We start from the raw sequence: 21,700 nt of genomic DNA, 5'->3' as shown, positions 1-21,700 counted from the left end.
CCGCGAGCGGGCCCGCCCCGTCCCCGCGGCCCGCCCCCGTCCCCGCGGCCCGGCTACGGGCGGGTGCCGAAGGGGCCCAGCAGGCCGGCGTCGATCCGCAGTGACTCGAGCATCGTGGCCGCGTTGTCGAGGGTGAAGACGTCCGCCGCGGCCAGCACGCCGGTGTACTTGGCGATCACCGGATCGGCCGCCTGCCGGGCGACGGCGTCCAGGTAGGTCTTGAAGATCGCCCAGGAGTTGCCGGCCGGGCCGTACTTCTGGAAGAACGGCGTCGGGTCGAGGTTCATCGCGGCCTTGACGCCGGCGGTGAGGTCGGCGATGTACTGCCGCTGCACGTCGCCGTCGGCGCGCACCCCGAGCCGGCCCAGGTGCCCGCCGACCAGGGTCGTCCACGGGTAGCTCATCGCGATGTCCTGGGCCTTCACCCAGGCCGGGATGTCCTGCGAGACGGCGAGGTTCCTGAACGGCACCCAGCCGGGGTAGAGGACGTCGACGACCATCAGCGTCGCGTGGTCGGGCGCGTAGACGAAGATGTTGTCGGGGGAGTGGTTGGGGCCGTGGTGGGCCAGTTCCAGGCGTTCGCCGCCGACGTGCAGGTCGAAGCGGTCCTCGAAGGTGACGGTCGGGACCGGCCGGTTGGGGTCGGCGTCCAGCAGGAGCAGCCGTCGGGTCTCGCTGTGCGCGATGCGGACGACGTTCCGGCCGAAGAGGTTGGCGGAGCCGATGTGGTCGGCGTGGCTGTGGGTGTGGACGAGGTGGGTGACCTTCGACGGCCGGCCGTTGGCCCGGGTGACGTCGGCGATGGCCCGCAGCAGGTTGTGCCCGATGGTCGGCGGCGCGTCGACGAGCACGACGCCCTCCCGGGTGCTCAGGAACATGGCCTGGTAGTAGGAGTCGGTCACCCAGTACAGGTTGCCCTTGATGCGGCCGACGAAGTAGCCCTGCTCGTTGAGTGCGGGGCCGGTCGCGGCGGTCGGGACGGGGGCGAAGTCGGGGAGGTCCGTGGACTCGGCGGCGTGCGCCGTGCCGGACAGTGCGCCGCCGACGAGGGCGGCCGCGGTGGGGACCGCCAGCGCGGCGGTCGCGGTCCTGAGGAACGCGCGGCGGTTCGCGGTACCGGTGGGGAGGAGTTCCGGTGTCATGGGTCTGGCCTTCCGGGTGGATTGCGGGCGCTGCGGGCTGCGGCGACTGCAGGACATCACCCGCGCTTGTGGGTTCGCACCGGGGAGAGACCCCAGTTCCGGCGCTCACCCGCTCCGCGGCCCGCACTGGGGTGTCGCCCGGGTGGGTGCGGAACCCGGTCGCAGCCCGCTGACAGGAACTCGGCGATCCACCCGGCGGCTTCGATGTCGCCGGCGACCAGGTCATCAGGCAGTTCCGACTCGACGCGCTCGGTGACGTCCTCTGCTGCTCGCGCCCGCCGCCCGCCGTGGCCCTGGACACCGACGGTGAACTCCGGGGTCCGTCCCCGGCGGCCGACCCGGGAGCGGTGGCCACCGTCGCCGCGCTCGCCGGGCTGCGGCACTTCTCCCGGCTGGTCCTCGCGCCGCTGCCGGTGTCCGACGCCGTCTCCTACGGGACGGTCGGAGCTGTCCTCGTCGTCCGGTCCCGGCTCATCGGGGTGGGTTGCACGATCCACGGCGGGGCGCTCACCGCCGCGCGATCACGAGACCGACGGCGAGTCCCCCGCCGGGCCGCGTGCGCCCCGACGGACGGCCGACCGGCGACCTGGAGGCGAGTGCGCCGCCGGCGGATTGGGTGACCGATTCGAGGGCAGACGCGTGCCTGGTACCAAATGTCCGGCTTATCGACCCCGAAGGAGACTGTCGTGAGCAAGGTGACGGAGTCCATCGACGTGGACGTCCCGCTGCACAGCGCCTACAACCAGTGGACGCAGTTCGAGGACTTCCCGCGTTTCATGGACGGCGTGGAGGAGGTGCGCCAGACGGACGAACGGCACAGCCACTGGACGACGAGGGTCGCCGGTGCCCGCCGTGAGTTCGACACCGAGATCGTCGATCAGCTCCCGGACGAGCGGATTTCCTGGCGCACGGTGGGCGGCGACGTGCAGCAGATGGGAATCGTGACGTTCCAGCGTCTCGACGACTCCCACACCAGGGTGCGCCTGGTGATGGACTTCGAGCCCCACGGAATGGCCGAGAAGGCCGGTGACATGCTCGGTTTCGTGGACCGGCAGGTCAAGGGCGATCTGAAGCGGTTCAAGGGCTTCATCGAGGAGCAGGGCCGTGAGAGCGGCAGTTGGCGCGGCCGACTGGCGCCGGGCGACGACCCGTCCGCTTCCTCCAGTGCCACCGCGGCCGGTGGGACCGCCAGGGGGACGGCCGCCACCCCGGCCGGCGGCGGTGACGCGCCGCTGCGCGAACGGCCCCAGGCCCGGATGACCGGAGAGGGCGCGCCGCCCCTGCCCGAGGACCCGGACGACATGCGCCACGGCTGACGCCCCCGCCCGCCCGGGCGCCGACGCCCCGACCAGGACGCGGCGCCCGGGCGGCACCGGCCCCCGATCTTCCGCGGCGGTGCGTTCCCACGTCGAGGCCGGTGTCGACGAGCGCATAGTCCTGCGCCGCCCGTTCCGGTCAGCCGGGATTCAAGGCGCTGGACCACGCCGGCTGGTTGCATCCCGATGAAAGGAACTTGGCGATCGGTGGGCCGAAGCGGTCGGTGTCGACGAGGAAGGCGTCGTGCCCCTGCACCGACTCCAGGGCGGTGAAGTGCACGTCGGTGCCGCCGGCGCTCAGCCCCTCGGCGATCTGCCGCTGTTGCCTCAGCGGGAACAGGATGTCCGTCTCCACCCCCATCACCAGCGCACTGTCGAGCCGCATCGCGGACAGGGCGGCGTCCGGGGTGCTCCCGCAGCATTCGCCGAGGTCGAACTGGTCGATGGAGTGGCTGAGGTAGAGATAGCTGTTGGGATCGAATTCGTGCACGAACCGGCGGGCCCGGAGTTCGAGGTAGTTCTCCACTTCGAATTCCATGCCGAACGGCTCCGCCGCCGGGCGGTGCTGCGCGTTCAGTCGGGCCCGGCCGAAGCGTTCCTCCCATTCCCGGGCCGACCGGTACGCGGCCAGGCCCAGTTTTCGTGCGGCGAGCATGCCGTGCAGCGGGAACCGGTCCTCCTGGTACCCGCCCCGGTTCCAGAGCGGGTCGTGCCGGATCGCCTCGCGCTGCAGCGAGCGGATGGCGATGGAGAACGGAAGCGAGTGCACCGCGCCCGAGATGTTGATGTGGCTCCGCGCGATCCCGGGGTGGCGAGCGAGCAGGGCGAGCGAGCTCATTCCTCCCATGGAGACGCCCAGCACGCAGGCGAGGCGTTCGACGCCCAGGGCGCGCACCGTGTACGCGGCGGCGTCCGCGATGTCCTCGACGGTCAGGTCGGGGAAGTCCAGCCGGTAGGGCTCGCCCGTGCTCGGGTCGACGGAGGCCGGGCCGGTCGAACCCTTGCAACTCCCCAGCGAGTTGACGCAGATCACGGACCAGCGGTCCGTGTCGATGGGCCTGCCCGGCCCCAGCATGGCCTCCCACCACCCCGGGCGCGGGTCGTCCGGGTGCGAGGCGGGGTGGGCGTCGGCCGAGAGGCCGGTCAGGATCAGGATCACGTCGTGCGCGGAGTCCAGCGGTCCGTAGGCCTCGTAGCCGATGCGCGCGCCGTGGAGTGCGCCGCCCCGCCTCAGCGGGAATCCGTCGGGCAGGTCGACGAAGCGAGTGGCGGGGGGGATGAATTCCCTCATGCGGCTGATCCCCCTCAGGTCCGGGCGGCGCCGTGGCCCTCGTCCAGCGAGGCGAGCCATTCGTCGTCCGAGCCCTCGTTCATTCCGTCGAACAGGAAGGTGGACAGGTAGCGCTCGCCGGTGTCCGGCAGCATGGCGAGCAGGACCGAGCCCTCGGGGGCGCTCTCCGCGACGCGCAGGGTGGTCGCCATGGTGGCTCCGGCCGAGATCCCGGTGAAGATCCCCTCCTCGGCGGCGAGCCGGCGGGCCGTGTCGCGTGCCACGACCTCGTCCACGGTCAACAGGTCGTCGATCACGCTCCGGTCGAGCACGCCGGGGACGAAGTTGGGCGCCAGTCCCTGGATCTGGTGGTGCTTCCACTCCTGGCCGGCCAGCACGGCGGCCCGGTCCGGCTCGAAGGCCACCACGCGGACCTCGGGCCGGGCGCGCTTCAGCATCTGGCCGACGCCGGTGAGGGTCCCGCTGGTGCCGAAGCCCGAGACGAAGTAGTCCAGCCGCTTGCCGGCGAAGTCGCCGAGGATCTCGGAGGCGGTGGTCTCCCGGTGGTAGGCGGGGTTGGCGGGGTTGTCGAACTGGTGGGAGCGGAACCAGCCGTACTTCTCGGCCAGTTCGTCCGCCCGGGCCCGTCCGCCGGCGCTGCCCTCGTAGACGGCGGGGAAGAGGATGACCTTGCCGCCGTAGGCCCGGATGAGCTTGCGGCGCTCCACCGAGAAGTCGTCGCCCATCACCGCCACGAACTGGTAGCCGCGTGCCGCCGCGACCATCGCCAGCGCGACGCCCACGTTGCCCGAGGTGCACTCCACGATGGTGTCACCGGGTTTGAGCTCCCCCCGCGCCTCGGCGTCCAGCACGACCGAGATCGCGAGGCGGTCCTTCACGGAGCCACTGGGGTTGAAGGACTCGACCTTCGCGTAGATCGTGACGTGGTCGGGCGCGATCCGGTTCAGCCGGACGATGGGTGTGCGGCCGATGGTGTCGAGGATGCTGTCAAGGAGCGGCATGGCGAAGTTGCCCTTCGTTGGCTTGAACGGGCGGGTGCTTGAACGGGCGGGGGGCGAACGGCGGGCGCCCGTCAGTTCGTCAGTTCGTTGGTGCGGCGGATGCGGCGGATGCGGCGGGTGCGATGGGTGTCGTGGCGAGCGCGTAGGTGGCGACGATCCGCGTCATGTCCCGCTCGACCTCGGCCGAGGTCCGGCCGCCGACCAGGAACCGGCCGGCGTTGGGCCAGACGTCCCCGCTCGGCTCCAGCACCTCGCCGACGGCGGGGGTCCGGCTGTCCAGTACCGAATCGGGGAGTTCGTCGAGCCCGGTGATCCGGCTGACCACGTGGGGCTCCTGCACGGTCAGCGGTACGTACAGCCAGCCGGAGGAGCCCCGGTGGTCCAGCAGGGACGTGGGAGTGCGCACCTCGGAGGGCCTTCCCAGGCAGGCGAGCACCGCCTCCCGGACGAGGTCGACGCCGAACGCGGTGCGCTGGTGCCAGGGGACGCCCGCGCCGCCGAAACGGTTGCCGATCTCCAGGAAGACCAGCTCGTCGTCGGGCGTGTGGAACAGTTCGAGGTGGATCACGCTGTCCCGCAGCCCCAGGGGCTTCAGCACGGACGCGGTGAAGGCGCGGATGCGCGCCACCAGGGCCGGGTCGTCCGCGGTGACGGCGGCCAACGGGGCGTTCCCGTACTGGAAGTCGAAGCAGCTGTCCAGGTAGCGCGAGGCGCAGAACCAGCGCATGGCGCCGTCCCGGACGACGGCGTCGACGTGGTAGATGGAGCCCGTGATGAACTCCTCGGCCTCGTAGCCGGCCTCCAGGCCGTCCGCCGCGGCGAGCTCCAGGAGGGCGGCGGCGTCGTCCAGGACGCGCACGCCTCTGCTGGCGGCCTGGCTGCGCGGTTTGAGCACGATCCGGCCGCGGGCAAGGGCGGCGAAGTCCTCCAGTTCGGTCCGTCCCGTCCCGGGGCCGACGGGCAGGAAGCGCGGTACGGGGACGCCGGCGGCGGCCACCGCCTCCTTCATCGGTACCTTGTCCCGGCACAGCAGCGCCGTACGTACCGTCGTGCCCCGGAGTCCGAAGTGCTCGCGCAGCCGGGCCGCCGGCAGCGTGGTGTGTTCGTACATCCCGACGACCGCGGCGGGCGGGCCGAACTCACCGGCGAGCGTGTCGACGAGGTCGCGGATGCGCTCGAAGGCGTGGTCGTAGGTGTCCAGGTCGTCCGTGTCCGGGAGGTCGAGCAGCGCGATCCGCGCGAAGCGCGCGGCGAGTGCCTCGGGGAGTCGGCCGGCGCTCGCGCGCGGCATGACGGCGGTCACGCGGTCGGCGTCGAAGTCGACGGCGTGGGCGTCGGAGGCGTGGAAGCCGACGTGGACGACGTGCTGTCCGCGGTGCGCCGGGCGGGGCGGAGCAGGGCTCACGGGCGGACCGCCATCGACTCCTGGAGGTAGAGCCGCTTGGACGTTCCCCCGCGTTCCCGCACGTAGGCCACCAGCTTGTCGCTGTCGATCATCGCCGGGTGCCGCTCGTCGTACTCGACGCACATCACCGCGCCCAGCCAGGGTTCCTGGCCCATCGCGTACACGTACACCGTGCGGGCCCGGAGGGTGTCGACGATCGCCGCGGCCTGCTCGAAGTTGCTGCCCTTGAGGCGGCGGCCCGCGTCGAGCCTGCGCTCCAGGCGCTCCGGGAAGAGCGGTCCGTAGAGCCAACTGACCGGGGCGCCCACGCTCTCCATCCCGATGAACACCGTGTCCACCTGTCCGATCGTGGCTGCGACCTGCGCGTACAGCTGCGGGGAGATGTTGGTGGAGTCGGCGGCGAACAGGATGCGGGTGCCGTCCAGGTCCAGCAGCCAGCCGCACTTGGTCCGGATCCGGATGTCGCCGTGCTCGCCGAGGAAGGGCAGGGCGGTGATGGTGCCGCCGGGCGTCTCCAGGGTGTCGAGGTCGTCGAGCTCCACGACGTCCCGGAAGCCCAGCGCGGCGAGGATCCGGGTCAGGCCCGGGTCGACGAGGCTGGAGCCGGTGGACTTCGCGACGACGACCCGGCCCACCCGGTGCCGGATCCTGAGCAGCGTCTCCAGGAGCATGTGGTCCTGGTGGTTGTGGGTGATCAGTACGTGGTCGATCCGCTCGGGCAGGTCGTCGAGGGTGAACCGGCCGTCGCTCTCGTGCGAGTAGCCGCTGTAGCTGACCACCGGGTCGACCAGGAACGTGGTGCCGCGGTGGCGCACGAACACGCAGGCGTGGCCGACGTACTCGACGGTGTCCGGTGCGTGCTGCGGGGCGGTCGCCGCCGGTTCGGGGGTCGGCTCGAAGAAGTCCTTGAAGGTCTCCGCGCGCTCCCCGGTGAGGCCGAGGTCCGCGGTGAGCCGGTCCAGCTCCTGCGGGCCGAGGCCGCCGGCGAACACCCGGTCGAGCAGCGGCGAGGCCAGCGGAACGGTCACCAGCACCTGTTCGGGCGTGTACTCGAGCACCGGTGTCGTCAGGGCGAACTCCCTGGCGTCCCGGTCGATCGTGGAGAAGCGGACCTGCTGCAGGCCCGGGTCGAAGTACGGGGAGGCGTAGAACAGTGGCTCGATGAAGCGGTAGTCCGGGGTCCGGTTGTCGCGGTTGTAGAACAGCTCCACGCGGCCCGCGAGCGGTTCGGGCAGCTCCCGGTACACCGGCTCCATCGAGGCGCCGTCCAGCCCCGGCAGGATCTTCTGCTCCAACTCGTCGATGGCGTCGGCGAGTTCGTAGAGCGGGGCGTACTGCTCGGCGGTCGACTCGTACCAGCCGCGGATCCGCTCGTAGGAGCCCTCGCGCCCGTGCACGAACGGCCCTCCCTGGAACCGGGCCTGTTCGAGCGCCGTGCGGTGGGCCTCGGGCTGGGCCAGGTAGGACTCGACGATGTTCCGGTAGTGGCCCTTCAGGTACTTCGCCAGGGTGAAGGGCGGCAGCAGGTAGGACCAGGCGTACCAGCCGGCCACGGCGGGCTCCGCGATGACGTTGCGCCTCAGCGAGAGAAGCGGTGGTGAGGCCATGTCAGCTCCCAAGGTGGTTCTGCCGAAGTTCCCGGACGATCGGTCGGTCCGTGCTGCGGACCTGCTCGCTCCAGCCCGCCGGGCCGAGCCACTGGCGGAGCGCCGCCAGCAGGGGGAGCTCCGCGGTGCCGGCCGCCGTCACGGCCGCCAGCCACTCCTGCGGGTCCACCACCTGGTGCGGCGCGAAGCCCAGTTCGGTGCGCAACTCCTCGATGCCGTAGGTGCGCTGCACGAGCACGGCGGCCTCCGCCGGGCCCTGCGAGTCGGCCGCCGTGAGCAGCGTGGTGACGACGTCCGCGACATGGCAGACCGGCACGAGGCCCTCCAGTCGGGGGAGCGACCCGTGGCGCAGGGACAGCCGCAGGAGTTGGGCGAACACGTCCCGTTCGAGGAAGGCGCGGTCCCCGTCGGTGTGCCCGTAGACCAGCCCGGCGCGTACCAGGTCGACCCGGGAGCGCTCGCCTCCCAGCGCCCCGAGGTACCCCTCGGCGACGAACTTCGCCTGCGAGTACGGGTCTGCGACCGCGGCGAGGGCGGCCTCGGTGAACGGGACGAACCGGGCGCCGACGGAGGCGGCGGACAGGAACACGAACCGCGGTGAGTCCAGCGCGGCCGCCGCGCGCACCAGGGTACGGGTGGAGGCGATGCTGCCGTTCAACTGACGCTCCAGCGGCAGGAGGTGGTTGACCTCGAAGCCGCAGTGCACGACCGGGCCCCAGCGTTCGCCCGCGCCGCCGCCGGCGCCCCGGCCGAGCCGGTCGGCGTCCCCGTAGCCGAGGAACTCGATGTCCGCGTAGTCGGCGGCGGAGCGCCCGAAGCGTGCACCGTGCCGGGACACCAGCTCCTTCGGGTCGCTCGTGGTGAGGACGGTGAGGCGGCGCCCCCCGCCCAGCAGGCGGTCCAGGACGTGCCCGCCGATGAAGCCGCCCGCACCGGTGAGGGTGACACCGCGGCGCGCCTCCCGGCCGCCCGAGGGCGCCGGGCGAAGGGCGTCGAGTACTGCCGGCAGTTCGGCCAGCTCCGCTGCGACGGCGGCGAACACGCCCGGGACGGGGTCGTGCGCGGGTGTCGCGGCCGGCTCCGCGCCGTCCTCGGCCCCGGACCTGGCGCGCAGGCCCGCGATGAAGTCGGTGACGGTGAAGTCGTAGTTGAGCAGGTCGAAGACGGACTGGACGGTGTCCTTGCCGTAGATCGAGCTCAGTTCGACCTGGATGCGCACGAGTGCGAGCGAGTCCCCTCCCGCGTCGAAGACCGAGGTGGCGGGCTCGATCTCGGCGCCCAGGACGCCGGCCACGACCGCGTGGACGATCGCGCCGTCGTCCTCGGCGAGCGCCCCCGCGGCGTGCCCGTGGGCACCGGTCTCCGCGCGGCCGGCCGCTCGGCGCACGAGGGCCAGGGCGGCCGCCCGGTCCGTCTTGCCGTTGTCCGTGAGCGGCAGTTCGGGGAGTGCGAACAGCACGTCCGGCACCTCCCAGGGCGGCAGCAGCCGGCGCAACCGGGCCTTCAGCTCGCCCTCGTGGCGTGCGGCGGCGGTGTGCGCGAGGACCAGCGACGTGCCGTCCTCCAGGAGCACGGCCGAGGCGTCCAGGAGACCGGCGATCCTGCCGGCCAGCTCGCCTAGGCCGATCCGGTGGCCGAGCCGTTTGATCTGCTCGTCGAGCCTGCCCAGGTAGAACACCTCGCCGCCGCGGAACTCGACCTCGTCGCCGGTGTGGTAGGCCGGCGACCCGTCGACGGTGGTGAACGGGCCCGCGCCGTCGGGGGACGGCGCGTTCGAGCCCTCGTAGCCGAGGGCCACTCCGGGGCCGACGAGGACGAGTTCACCGCGCCCCGAGGCGGCGTAGCCGCGCGCGGGGTCGTACACCCGGGCCGTGTAGCCGTCGATCGGCCGGCCCACCGAGGTGGAGAAGTGCGAGAGCTCCGCGACGCTGAAGCACACCGTGCCCTCGGTGGGGCCGTAGGCGTTCAGCACCCGGCTGTAGCGGGCGGCGGCGCGGAACTCCCCCTCGTACAGCGCCTCGCCGGCGAAGACGACGGTGCCGATCGCCTTGCGGGCCTCGTCGTCCAGGCGAGCGTAGACCGAGGGGGGCAGCGTGATGACGTCGCAGCCGTGGTCCTGCAGGTGGCGCCCGACCGCGCTGAGCCACGAGCCCCCTTCGCGGGGCGGCACCACCAGTCGCGCGCCGGCGTACAGGGCCACCAGGATCTCGGCGATCGCGGCGTCGAAGGAGAGCGAGGAGAACTGCAGGACCCGGCTGCCCGGCTTCACCCCGAACAGCCGGGTCTGGGCCCGGCAGAGGTTCTCGACACCGGCATGGCCCACGTTCACGAGCTTGGGCAGGCCGGTGGAGCCCGAGGTGAAGATCGAGTACGCCACCTCCGAGGAGGGTGTGGCCTCGGTGGCGCCACCCGCCGCCCCCGCCGCGGGCGCGATCTCCTCGGCGCCGAGCACCCGGACGGCCGGAGCGTGCTCCCGACCGTCCGCCCGGAGCGCGTCGCGCGCTTCCGGCGTGCAGCAGAGGACGAGCGCGGGAGCCGCGACGCGGATCGCCTCCCGCAGGCGTTCCACCGGCAGCGTGGGATTGAGCGGGGTGTGGACGAGCCCCGAGCGCAGCACCGCCAGCGCCCAGATCACGGCCTCGGCGGTGTGTTCCCCCACCAGGACCACCCGGCCGCCGTCCGGGCAGAGCCGGCGCAGGTGCGCCGCGCGCTCCCGGGTGGCCTCGTCGAGTTCCGCATACGACCAGCTCTGCGTTCCCGACTCCAGCGCCACCAGGTCGCCGCGCCGCCCGAGGAGTTGGGTGACGAAGGCAGGCACTTTCACGAAGAAACCCTCTTTCGACTTGCTGAACGCGGTGGACCGGACCAGTTCGTGAGCGGGCCCTAGGGCCTGTCCGGCGGATCTTGCCGGGCGCGCGACGCCGGATCATCCTCCCCCAGCCTTCGGCCGGGAGGTGCCCCCGTCTGGACGCACGCCCGAATCATTCAAGTACGTCCAGTACGAGGACGATCCGGGCGCACGCCCAGACGGGCGCCCGACCCCGCGCGCCGATCCGCCAAGATCCGCCGGACGGGCCCTAGTAGACGACCCGGCCGTCGGCCGAGAGCCGACGGGAGCGTGACCGGCGCAGGTCCCGGGTGATGTTCATGCGCTTGAGCCAGCGGTCCCCGCCGTCGAAGTGCGCCTGAAAGGCCTTCCGTCCGTGGATGGCCTTGCTGTTGTCGAGGAACAGGATGTCGCCGGGGGTCAGGGCGACGTCCTGGATCGTCCGGTTGACCTCGCCGCACAGCCGCTCCAGCGCGCCGGCGGCCTCCTCGGTGAGGGGCGTCATGCAGTCGGGGTCCAGGCACAGGTAGGGCTCGGCGAGGTCACCGGACAGCACGCTCTGCACCACCGGCTCGCGGTGGAGCTCCTCGATGCCGTCGAAGGCCTTCCGGGCGCGGGCGTGCCGGTCGGCCGGCAGGAGGTCGGTGTAGGCGTTGCGTTCGGCGGAGTGCGATCCGCTCGGCCGGGTGGCGAACAACGGCTGCCGGAGGATCTCCCGGTCCGCGTCGTCGATGTCGAGATCGGCGATCTCGGCGTACGTGGTGGGGCCCTCGTGGGGATTGCGCAGGCACATCAGCGCGGTGTAGTCGGAGCGGTGGGCGTGGAAGGCCTCCTCGGTGTGCCACTCCAGCAGTTCGGCCGACCCGGAGGAGATCTGCTCCTTCTCGTGGCCCTTGATGGGCACGATGTTGTGCATCAGCAGCCCGTTGTGCAGGGTCGCGTAGCCGAACGGGTCGCCGAGGAGCTGGGCGACCAGGGCGAAGACGATCTCCTCCCGGAGCGCCCCCGACACCTCCCCCTCGGGCTGGTGCCAGTGCGCGGGAGTGGGGCCGAGATCGTCGCTGACCCGGATCCCGGACAGCAGGAACCCCCCGGACGGCTCGGTCAGCCGGAACTCGACGAGCGCCGCACGGAGCTCTCTGGGAAGCTCGTGTGCGCTCACCGCGGCCCTCCGGTGGAAGTCCGCGTCGTGCACGCTCGTCACCTCGCGGGTCAACTCCCGTACGAGGGCGTCGATCTCATCGTTGGCCTGGGCGTCCAGGTGGTACTTCTCCATGTCCACGACCTCCGTAGAAGGGGTGAATTGCTGCGCTCGCGGTGTGCCGGTCAGTCCTGTCCGTCGACGAGTGCGTACGCCCGCACCGAGAAGGTGCCCATCCCGGCGACGGCGAGCGGAGCGGCGTGGAACCTGAACTCGCGGCCCACCACCCGGTCGAGGCCGCTCAGGTGCTCGACCACGGGGATGCCGGCGCGGAGGAGGCCCGTGTGGGCGGGACGCGTCAGGTCGGCGAGGTCGTCGATGTTGACCGAGTCGATGCCCACCACCGCGGGACGGCGCTCCACCAGCCAGTCGACGGCTGCCGCGGACAGGAACGGGTGCTCGGCGTCGCCGTACGCATCGGTGCCCCAGTGCCGGTCCCAGCCGGTGTGCACGAGGACGGCCCGGTCGGTCACCTCGAGGCCCTCGAAGGCCTCCGGGCCGATGCTCCGCGGGCTGCCGGCGGGGACGGAGATCGCCAGTCCCTCCAGGTCGACGAACCGGGCCAGCGGCACCTCGGAGAGGTCGGCTCCACCGTCGAAGCGGTGGAACGGGACGTCCACGTACGTCCCGGTGTTCGCCACCAGGGTGATGCGCCCGATCTGGAACTCCGTGCCCGGGGCGTACCTGCCCCGGGAGTCCACCCGTGACAGGTGGTCCTCGATCACCGGCCCGGGCAGTCCGGGGTAGGTGGTCATGCCCTCGCGCACCACGTGCGAGAGGTCTACCAGGTCCCGCTTGCCGTCGCTCATTCCGGGTCTCCGAATCGCCGCAGTCGACTGGGGAGGGTGGCCAGGGTCAGCCACGGTGTGTAGGAGTACTCGTGCATCGACTCGTGGAAGGCCTTGCCGAGCCGCGTGTAGTAGAGCCCGTTCGGCGAGGCCACGCTCAGCACGGTGAGGGTGCCCTTGTGCAGCCGCAGTCGCACCGTTCCCGTGAGCGGTTGGTCCAGGTCGGCCAGGGCTTTCGCCAGGCTCTCCCCGAGCAGGCTGAACCACCCGCCCTGGACCACGGTGCCGGTCCACTCCCGGGCGATGCCGCCGCGCACGGCGTGCTCGTGGGCCGTGTACACCGCGTTCGCCAGGACCTGGTGCGCCTTGGTGACGACGGTGGCGGCGGGAGCCTCGCGGACCTCGTGGTTCTTCACGCCGAACGGCGTGTCCTCCAGACCCGAGGACCGGCCGACGCCGTGCGCTCCGGCGAGCTCGTTCAACCGGTTCACGAGGTCGCCGAAGGCGGTGGGCTCGTCGTCGAGGGCGACCGGCAGGCCGCCCTCGAAGGTGAGGGCGATCTCCACCGGGTCGTCGGGTGCCTCGTCCACACTCCGGGTCCACCGGAAGACGCTCTCGTCCAGGCGGTTCTCCGGGCTCTCCAGCGACCCGCACTCGATGACGCGCGCCCAGGGATTGGCGTCGATGCTGTGGATGCCCTCGGGGAACGAGACGCCGACGTCGCGCAGGGCGGCGAGCTTCGCCTCCCGCGGCAGGTCGGAGCCCAGGAACGGCGCGGCGATGCCGATCCCGGGGTCGAGCGCGGCGATGGAGCCGCTGAGCCGGATCGCGCTGTTCTGCATGTAGGTGGCGGTGTGGCCGATCACGTCGGCGCCGTGCTCGCGGGCCACGCGCACCGCGGTCTGCGCCATCAGCGGTCGGGTGAGCGTGGAACCGACCGGGAACTGCTCCTGGTACAGGGCGTCCGCGTGCACCGCTGCGGGGGCGAACTCGGCGAAGAACCGGTCCGTCACGTCCACGTCGACGAACCGCGCACCGAATAGACGGGCCTGCGCGGCGGCCGTGGCCGAGGGCTCCGGGTCACCGATCCGTACGTTCAACGCGGTTACGGTGGTGCCCAGTTCCTGGAGCCGCTGGAGCAGGTACGTACCGTCGACCCCGCCGGAGTAGAGCAGGATCAGATGGCGCGGCGGGTGCTCGGCGAGCTCCTCCAGGCTGGTGATGAACCGGTGCACGACGGGTCCTCGATTCGAGTGGTGGGGGTGAAGCCGGCCGGAGCGGCGGAGAGCCCGATGGTCGCCAGCGGGGCGCAGACCCGCGAACCCGGGGCGCGGGCGGCCTGCGAGCGGCGGATGTCGAGGACGGCGAAACAGCGTCTGAGCCAGCGGTCCGTCCCGTCGAAGCGGGCGGCGAACGGCGAGCGCCCGTGGATGGCCGTGCGGTTGTCAACGACGAGGATGTCGCCGACGTCCAGGACGGCGCCCCGCAGGGTGGCCAGGAAGGCGGACTTCAGCTGGTCCAGGGCCGCTCGGGCGTCGTCCCCCAGGGGCTCCATGGCGTGGAAGTCGGCGAGGAGTTCGGGGGCGGTGGGTGAGCCCGACAGGACCGGCAGCGGGTCGGTCCGCAAGTCCGCGCCGCCGTCCCCGAACGAGCTGCTCACCCGGAGGCGGAAGAGCGGTTCGCGCAGCAGCGCCGTGGTCTGCTCCGAGAGCAGCGGCAGGGCCCGGGCCGCGGCCCCGACGACGGTACGGGCCCTGCCCTCGACGTCCGGCCGCAGGCACACCAGGGTGATGAAGTCCGGTTTGTACGGGTGGAATCCGTCCTCGGTGTGGAGTTCGAGATAGACGGTTCCCGAATTCTCCTGGCGCGCCTCGGCGCCCGCCACCGGGACGACGTCCTGGACTATCCTGCCGGCCTTCTCGTCGGCATAGGCGATGACATCGCCCACGATCGACGCCACCGCGAGCTGGGTGAAGGTCGTCACCGGGATGCCGGCCCAGTGCGGGATGAACCCGTCGACCGGAGTGGGGGGAACGGTGATGTCGGTCGGCATGTTCCGCAGGAGGACGACGCCCGCTTCGTTGCCGTGTCGGCGGAACCGGCGCAGTGCCTGGAGCATCCGGTTCGGCAGGATGTTTCCGGCGAGTTCGGCCGCGGTGAGCAGCTCCTCGTCGTCCAGTTCCCGGGACTTCATCGAGCGGGCGCTCGCGGCGAATTCCTCGTGGGCCGCGTCCCTTTCCGTGTCGGTCAGGGTGACCGTCACGTCACGGAGCGAGCCGGGGCCGTCGCCGGCGCTCTCTCCTCCTAATGTGTCGTGCGGTAACGGTAATGTGTCCTGAGGTAACAGCTGTTCTCGTACCTGATACACCAGGCTCCTCCTTTGGCGTCACAACTGCACCCGAGGTGTGGCCGTCCGAATTCAGCGCGGCTGGGGCGGTATGCGCCGGCCCGACGGGAATCCCACGACGCGCGCCGAATCCGGACGGCACTCGTCGCGGGGTGGCGTGAAGGGGTTTCCGCAGCTCAGGACGGCTGGAATCGGCCGCGGCCGGACGAGGCGGCGGCTTGCGGGAAGGGCACTACCGGGATGCCGGGGCGCGCAACGACGTGAGTGTTGGCGGCGCAATCCGAGTCAAGCTCGACAACTGCCGTGCACAATGACTCCCATGCATCAGGGGGCCTGCTCCCTGCTCAGCATCAAAGCAGACAATCACTGCGTGGCGCAAGGGACTTGGGAGACCTGAGAGCACTGCCGGCCAATGCTTGCCATGCGCACGGACCCAATCTACACTCCGTCCGGTAGGCCGTGGGCATGGCCATGAATGGCGTCGATGGAGGGTATTCCGTGAAGGCCGGCACGAATTCACCCGGACCGTCCGCTGTCTCCCGTTCCTGTCGCGACCTTCCGTGTCCCGTTTCGGTGTGACCCCTGCCGGTCCGACGAAGGCGCGCGGATTCGGCCTTCGGCCGCCCGCGCCGTGTCGCGCGGGCTGATATCCGCGTCGTGCGTGCACCTGTCGCGGTGTCGTGGAATCCGTACCGACGCGGGCTCCCGGCCCGAATGTCCGATTGCAGCGCATTCCGTCGGCAATGGGTCGGTCATGCATCGCTCCGGCAGTTCTTCCCAACCGTCCGACGTCTCGCGATCCGTGGTGCAGTCAGTGCACATTGCAGAGGAAAGAACCCATCGTGGAATCTCGCACATGAGCCGCCGAACCATTCACGGCCTGATCACCGAACGAGCCGCGGCGAACCCCGGGCTCCCGGCCGTCGAGGACGGCACCGATCACCTCGACTTCGCCGAGCTGGAGAGCCGGTCCGACGCCGCGGCACGACGGCTGCGTGCGCAGGGCGTCGAGCCGGGCGTCTTCGTCGCGGTGTGCCTGGAGCGCTCGGTCGCCATGGTGGTGCTGCTGCTGGGCATCCTGAAGGCCGGCGGCAGCTACGTGGCCCTGGATCCCGCCCACCCCGAGGCCCGACTGCGCTGGATCCTCGACGACGTCCGCCCCCGGCTGGCGGTGGCCAGCCGGGCGACGTGCACCGCGGTGCCGTCGAGCGGCATCCCGCTGCTCACCGCCGAGGACCTGGCCCGCCCACCGGCATCGCACGAGCAGGGTGAACCCGAACCGGTCAGCAGGGAACCGGAGTTACCTGCCGGAGACCCGGATCGCCTCGCCTTCCTCACCTACACCTCGGGTACCACCGGCCGCCCCAAGGGCGTCATGGCGGAGCACGGTTCCGTCTCCTGGTTCATGGGAATGATCACCCCCTACCTGCGGCTGGGGCCCGGCACCCGGTTCCTGCAGTTCTACCCGCTGACCTGGGAGACCCAGGCGCTCGACATCTACGCGGTGCTCGCGGCCGGCGGCACCGTCGTCGTCCCGCCCACCACGGTCGAGACCGGCGGGCCCGACCTGGTGAAGTTCCTGCACGAGGCGCGGGTCACGGGGGCGATGCTGCCACCGGCCCTGCTCGCCGAACTGGTCGAGGAACCGCCCCTGCCCGACCTGCACACCCTGGCCTACATCGGCGAGCGCTGCCAGCCGCAGACGGCCGAACGCTGGGGCAGCGGCCGGCGGCTGATCAACCTCTACGGCCCCACCGAGGTGACCGTCGCGGCCAGCGCCTCGGACGAGCGCCGCCCCGGCGAGGCACCCCCGATCGGCAGGGCCCTGCCCGGCCGGGAGCTGCACGTCCTCGACGAGCGGATGCGGCCGGTACCGGAGGGTGAACCCGGTGAACTCTACGTCGGCGGACAGGGGCTGGCCCGTGGCTACTGGGGGCTGCCGGACCTGACGGAGCGACAGTTCCCGCCCGACCCCTTCAGCGACCGCCCCGGTGCCCGGCTCTACCGCACCGGTGACCGCGTGCGGCTCCTGCCCGACGGCAACCTGGACTTCCTCGGCCGGGTGGACGGGCAGTTGAACGTCCGCGGACACCGGGTGGAGCGCGGCGAGGTCGAGGCCGTACTGGCGACCCATCCGGGCCTGCGGTCGTGCGCGGTGGTCGTCCAGGGGGACGGACCGGACGCCCGGCTCGTCGCCTTCGTCGTCGGCCCTCCCGGGATCGAGGCGGACCTCCCCGAGCGGCTGAACCGGGAGCTTCCCCCGCCCATGGTCCCGTCGTTCGTCGTTCGGCTGGACACCCTCCCGCTCAACCAGCACGGCAAGGTCGACCTGGCCGCACTGCGCACGCACCCCCTGCCGGTGGCCGGCGGCCGGGCCCCGTTCACATCGCCGCACGCCGGACCGGAGGCGGACCTCGCCCGGATCTGGGAGGACGTGCTGGGCGTGGTCCAGGTGGGCAGGAGCGACGGCTTCCGCGCCCTGGGCGGCACCTCCCTGCAGGCGATCCGCGTGCAGAACCGGATCCGCGAACAGCTCGGCGTCCCCCTGACCGTGCGCGAGGTGCTGAGCACCCGCACGCTGGCCGGGACGGCCGCGCTGTTGTCCGCCGACGCCCCGCCGCGGTCTGCGCTGCCGCCGCTCACCCGAACGGACGCGGGACCCTCCCACCCGGCCTCGCTGCACCAGCGGCGGGTCTGGACGCAGGCCCGGCTGAGGCCGGCGGCGTCCGTCGCCTACAACGAGACCTCGGCCCTCCACCTGAAGGGCCGACTCGACCTGCCCGCCCTGCGGCAGGCCGTGCAGGACCTGGCGGACCGCCACGAGGCCTTCCGCAGCAGCCTGCACCTGGACGGCGCCGACCTGCGCGTCGACATCGCGCCGAGGGTGCACGTCGAACTCGTCGAGGAGGACCTGACCGGGGCGGCCGATCCCCTGGCGGAGGCGGCCCGGCGCGCCGCCGCCCGGGGTGCCGAGCCCTTCGACCTGGGCCGGGCGCCGCTGCTCCGGGCGATCCTGTTCCGTACCGCGCCCGACGAAGGGGTGCTGGTCCTCGTCACCCACCACACCGTGGCCGACGGCCTGTCGCAGGACGTGCTGGACCAGGACCTGGCACGCTGCTACGCCGCGCGCCTGGAGGGCGGCGCCCCGCCCGCGCCGCCGGACACGGCGCTGCGGCCACGCGACCACGCGAGGTGGCAGCGGGCCACCGCCGGGCACCCCGCGCTCACCGCGGGGTTGCAACACTGGCGCGACCTGCTCGCCGGAGCGCCGACCGAGGTCCGGCTGCCCGCCGACGTGCCGCGACCGCCCGCCTTCGGTTACCTCGGCGCGCGGCCGATCCGGCGCACCGGCGCCGAACTACGGCGCGCCGTCGAGGAGTTGGCCGGCCGTTCGGGCAGCACACCGTACGCCGTCTGCCTGCTCGCCCTTGCCGTCCTGGTGGCGAGGCACACCGGGCAGCGGGACGTGCTCATCGGGTCGCCCATCGCCGGCCGCCCGAACCAGGAGTCCGAGGAGGTCGTCGGCTTCTTCACCAACACCGTGGCGGTGCGGGTGGCCCTCGACGACCGGACCCCGCTGCGGCTGCTGGAAGACCTCGACGACCAGGTCCAGGAGGCGCTGGAGCACCAGCACGTCCCGTTCAACGACGTGGTGCGGGCCCTCGGCGCCAGAGCCGGCGCCTCGGGCCAACCCCTGGTCCAGGTGGTCCTGGCCTACCAGGGACCGCTGCGCCCGCAGGCCCGGCTCGCCGGAACCCATGCCGTGCCGTGGCTCGTGGACAACGGGACCGCGAAGGCCGACCTGACCATCGAGGTCAACGAGGTCGAGGACGAACTGCTGGTGGTGCTCCCGTACAGCACCGATGTCCTGAAACAACCGACCGCGGAACGGTTCCTGGCCGAATACCTGGACATCCTCCGTGAGTTGACGGCCGACCCCGGTCGGATCCTGACACTGTGACCCGTGTCGACCGAGGCCGCCGACCCGGCGGACCGGTCCGTCCGACGATGAAACGCACAACCCTGAAAGGCGAGTTCGTCACGTGAGTACTCAAGTGATTGTGTTGAACGGTGGATCCAGCTCCGGGAAGTCCGGAATCTCCCGCTGTCTCAAGGCGATCCTGCCCCGGCCCTGGATCAACCTCGGCGTGGACGACCTGATCGACCGGCTGCCCCCGTCGTTGACCGACTCGGGTTCCGGCGTCGCGTTCGGGCAACAGGGCGAGGTCGTCCTCGGCGCCGGCTGGCGCGAGGTCGAGACCGCCTGGACCACGGGCGTGGCCGCGATGGCCCGGGCCGGCGCCCGGATCATCATCGACGACGTGTTCCTCGGTGGTCGGACCGACCAGGAGCGCCTGCGCGCGCACCTCGACGGTCTGGAGGTGCTCTGGGTCGGCGTGCACTGCGATCCGGAGATCGCCGCCGCCCGTGAGACGGCCCGGGGCGACCGGGTGCCGGGGATGGCGGCCGGGCAGGCCGAGGTCGTGCACAAGGGCGTCGTCTACGACGTCGAGGTCGACACCACCCACACCGAGTCCCTCCATTGCGCCCGCACCATCGCCCAGCACGTGGACTGACCTGCCGGTGGGTGCATCCGACGGCGGGCGCACCCACCCGCGCGGGGCGGCGCCCCGGACGGGACCCCGGGGCGCGACGTGCCGGACGGTGACGAACGGAGAGAGCGGATGAGCACCACGGGCCCGGAGAGGGCCGAGACGGCCCCGGCCACGGCCCCGGCACCGGAGCGACCGCGTTCGGAGGAGACGTCCTGGCGCAGGTTCTGGCTGTTGACCTCCGCGGCGTCGGTGTCCGAACTGGGAGACACCTTCCTGCAACTCGCGATGCCGTGGACGATCCTGGCTGGTACGGGCTCACCCGTCCTGGCAACCCTGAGCCTCGGCGTGCAGTACCTGCCGTTCGTCGCGTCACCGCTCGTCGGCACCCTGATCGACGGCTACGAGCGGCGCCGGGTCTTCATGGTCGCCGAGATCGTCCAGGGCGTCCTGATCGCCCTGACGCCGCTGCTGTTGACGGCGCACCAGGTCGGGCTCGTCCTGGTCGTCCTGCTCGTGGCCGGGTGCGCCACCGTGGCGTCCAACCTGACCAGTGACTTCGGCCTGCTGCCGGCGCTCGCGCCGGCCGACCGGATGACCGAGGCCTACAGCAGGTACGGGGCGACCACGCAACTGGCCCGCTGCGCCGGACCCGCGATCGCCGGCGGGGTGCTGGCGGCGGTCGGCGGGTACTGGGCGCTGTGGATCGACGCGGCGACCTTCCTGGTGACGGCGCTGGTCGCGCTCGCGCTGCCCCGCGGCGCGAAGCCGTCCGTCGAACGCGGCTTCCTGCACCTGCAGTTGGAGGGCTTCCGCAGTTTCCTGCGGATCCGGGGCGTCCCGCGGCTCACGCTGGTGCTCTCGGTCTACAACCTCGGTGCGGGCGCGGTCCCGACCGTCCTCCTGGTGCTCGCGAGCCGCACCTGGGGCTGGTCCAGCGGCTGGGCGGGCGCGGTGCTGGCCGCGGGAGCCGGGGGCAGCGCGCTCGGTGCGTGGCTCGGCGGCCGGATCTGGACCGCCGCACCCCGGGAGCGCCGCATCGGCCGATGGTTCACCGTCTGCGCGGTGTCCTGCGCGGCGCTGCTGGCCCCGTGGCCGGCGGTGGTGGTGCTCGGCTTCTGCGCCCTGATGGCGGGCGAGGGCGGGATGAACGTCACCACCAACGAGTACCGCTTCCGCGCCATCCCGGAGGAACTCGCCGGGCGTGTCAACGCGGTGATGCGCGCCTTCATCCTGGGCGGTGCGGCGCTGTCCTCCCTGCTGCTGGGCTGGTCGGTGGCACTGCCCGAGCACCTGCTGCGCTTCTCCCCGGCGTTGCTGACCTCCGCGGTGGCCGTCCTGCTGTGGTTCGGTCTGCGCGGAACCCCCGCGACGGCCGCGGCCCGTGACGGCCCGCACCGGCCACCGGGTTAGGGGCGCCGGTACGGCGACGGCGACTGCTCGGCTGGAGGCGGCAGTACGGGTACGGGTACTCGGGGACCTTGCCGGGCGATACGCCCCGCGCCGGTCCGATGGTGACGCGAGAGGAGACGTGGATGCTGTACTTGTTCGCCTTCGACAGGGTGGGCGTCGTGGTGGGGGATCTGTACTTCGTCGATCCCGAACCGATCAAGGGGCAGGAGAGCCCCGAGCACGGGGTCCGCCTGGAGCTGCGCACGGTCGAGCAGGGTCAGCTCGTGGACTCGATCTACGCGGCCTACCCGATCGCGGTCGGCCGGCCGGTCTGGCGGGCCGACTTCCTGGAGTCGGTCGACGGGAAGCCGGGCAGTTTCGACCGCACGCACCACCACCCGGTGTTCACCGGATGGGACCCGGGTGACCGGGTGTTCGTCCGCGAGCTCTCCGCCGACCCGCTGGGGTGGCTGGGGGAGCGGCTGGCCGATCTGGACGGCCTGCTGCGTACGGGCGGGTTCCCCACCGACACCGCCGGTCCGCTCGACGCGGCGGAACTGCGCAGGGCCGCGCCCGAGATCGTGGACGCGACCCGCAGGCTGCTCGAAAGGGTGCGGGCGGGTGAGCTCGGCAACCCGCCGGAGGGTGAACCGCCCGCCCCCGCCGAGGGGCAGCAGCAGGCGCTGGTCCGCTCCGGCTGGCTCTGACCCCGTGGGTCGTGGGGGGGGGGGGGCGGCGCCGGCGGGCGCGCCCCCCCCCCCCCCGCGAGCCCCCCCCCCCCCACACCATAAAGAGCACACCCCCCCCGCCCGGGCGGCGACAACACGCCC

General features: G+C 72.1%; 14 protein-coding genes and 1 pseudogene. 5 read left to right on the top strand and 10 right to left on the bottom strand.

What is annotated here, in order from left to right; translation table 11 throughout:
* Window positions 1-53: 53 nt before the first annotated feature.
* Window positions 54-1,142: an MBL fold metallo-hydrolase gene (locus ACFTWP_RS08065; RefSeq protein ID WP_380263401.1), complete on the bottom strand. Its 1,089-nt coding sequence runs from the start codon at window positions 1,140-1,142 to the stop codon at window positions 54-56.
* A 686-nt stretch (window positions 1,143-1,828) separates the two neighbouring features.
* On the opposite strand from ACFTWP_RS08065, the pseudogene ACFTWP_RS08060 reads away from it, so the two are divergent.
* Window positions 1,829-2,287, top strand: a pseudogene (locus ACFTWP_RS08060) (SRPBCC family protein); the annotation flags it as partial.
* A 310-nt stretch (window positions 2,288-2,597) separates the two neighbouring features.
* On the opposite strand, the gene ACFTWP_RS08055 reads toward ACFTWP_RS08060, so the two are convergent.
* The 9 genes from ACFTWP_RS08055 to ACFTWP_RS08015 all read right to left on the bottom strand — a co-directional run bounded on the left by ACFTWP_RS08055 (window position 2,598) and on the right by ACFTWP_RS08015 (window position 14,841).
* Window positions 2,598-3,749 carry a homoserine O-acetyltransferase gene (locus ACFTWP_RS08055; protein ID WP_380263400.1) on the bottom strand — a complete coding sequence of 384 codons (1,152 nt, stop codon included), beginning with the start codon at window positions 3,747-3,749 and terminating at the stop codon, window positions 2,598-2,600.
* Between the two features lie 14 nt (window positions 3,750-3,763).
* Window positions 3,764-4,750, bottom strand: a complete 987-nt coding sequence (cysK, locus tag ACFTWP_RS08050; protein ID WP_380263399.1) for a cysteine synthase A — start codon at window positions 4,748-4,750, stop codon at window positions 3,764-3,766.
* A 79-nt stretch (window positions 4,751-4,829) separates the two neighbouring features.
* Window positions 4,830-6,155, bottom strand: coding sequence for an acetyl-CoA carboxylase biotin carboxylase subunit family protein (locus ACFTWP_RS08045; RefSeq protein WP_380263398.1), 1,326 nt, complete (start codon window positions 6,153-6,155; stop codon window positions 4,830-4,832).
* Window positions 6,152-7,762, bottom strand: coding sequence for an MBL fold metallo-hydrolase (locus ACFTWP_RS08040; protein WP_380263397.1), 1,611 nt, complete (start codon window positions 7,760-7,762; stop codon window positions 6,152-6,154). The genes ACFTWP_RS08045 and ACFTWP_RS08040 overlap by 4 nt, the downstream gene beginning before the upstream one ends.
* Before the next feature lies 1 nt (window position 7,763).
* Window positions 7,764-10,586 (bottom strand): AMP-binding protein, encoded by a 2,823-nt coding sequence (locus tag ACFTWP_RS08035; RefSeq protein ID WP_380263396.1) that lies wholly within the window; start codon window positions 10,584-10,586, stop codon window positions 7,764-7,766.
* Between the two features lie 253 nt (window positions 10,587-10,839).
* Window positions 10,840-11,865: a guanitoxin biosynthesis L-enduracididine beta-hydroxylase GntD gene (gene gntD / locus ACFTWP_RS08030; protein WP_380263395.1), complete on the bottom strand. Its 1,026-nt coding sequence runs from the start codon at window positions 11,863-11,865 to the stop codon at window positions 10,840-10,842.
* 50 nt (window positions 11,866-11,915) lie between these two features.
* Window positions 11,916-12,599 carry a cyclase family protein gene (locus tag ACFTWP_RS08025; RefSeq protein ID WP_380263394.1) on the bottom strand — a complete coding sequence of 228 codons (684 nt, stop codon included), beginning with the start codon at window positions 12,597-12,599 and terminating at the stop codon, window positions 11,916-11,918.
* Window positions 12,596-13,813 carry an argininosuccinate synthase domain-containing protein gene (locus ACFTWP_RS08020; RefSeq protein ID WP_380263393.1) on the bottom strand — a complete coding sequence of 406 codons (1,218 nt, stop codon included), beginning with the start codon at window positions 13,811-13,813 and terminating at the stop codon, window positions 12,596-12,598. The genes ACFTWP_RS08025 and ACFTWP_RS08020 overlap by 4 nt, the downstream gene beginning before the upstream one ends.
* Window positions 13,756-14,841: a TauD/TfdA family dioxygenase gene (locus ACFTWP_RS08015; protein WP_380263392.1), complete on the bottom strand. Its 1,086-nt coding sequence runs from the start codon at window positions 14,839-14,841 to the stop codon at window positions 13,756-13,758. The genes ACFTWP_RS08020 and ACFTWP_RS08015 overlap by 58 nt, the downstream gene beginning before the upstream one ends.
* A 940-nt stretch (window positions 14,842-15,781) precedes the next feature.
* Here ACFTWP_RS08015 and ACFTWP_RS08010 point away from each other — a divergent pair.
* From ACFTWP_RS08010 to ACFTWP_RS07995, 4 genes are all read left to right on the top strand, one after another.
* Complete coding sequence (locus ACFTWP_RS08010; RefSeq protein ID WP_380263391.1) at window positions 15,782-18,886, top strand: amino acid adenylation domain-containing protein; 3,105 nt, start codon at window positions 15,782-15,784, stop codon at window positions 18,884-18,886.
* Window positions 18,887-18,980: 94 nt separating this feature from the next.
* Window positions 18,981-19,502: a chloramphenicol phosphotransferase CPT gene (gene cpt, locus ACFTWP_RS08005; RefSeq protein WP_380263390.1), complete on the top strand. Its 522-nt coding sequence runs from the start codon at window positions 18,981-18,983 to the stop codon at window positions 19,500-19,502.
* Window positions 19,503-19,610: 108 nt separating this feature from the next.
* Entirely contained in the window at window positions 19,611-20,891 is a 1,281-nt protein-coding gene (locus ACFTWP_RS08000; RefSeq protein WP_380263389.1) for an MFS transporter, read from the top strand.
* Window positions 20,892-21,013: 122 nt separating this feature from the next.
* Window positions 21,014-21,577: a hypothetical protein gene (locus ACFTWP_RS07995; protein ID WP_380263388.1), complete on the top strand. Its 564-nt coding sequence runs from the start codon at window positions 21,014-21,016 to the stop codon at window positions 21,575-21,577.
* Window positions 21,578-21,700: the final 123 nt, after the last annotated feature.

The sequence above is a fragment of the Kitasatospora sp. NPDC057015 genome, from assembly GCF_042673745.1.
Lineage (GTDB): Bacteria > Actinomycetota > Actinomycetes > Streptomycetales > Streptomycetaceae > Kitasatospora.
The sequence above is the reverse complement of the archived record's forward strand: the minus strand, read 5'-3'. Positions and strand labels throughout refer to the sequence as shown.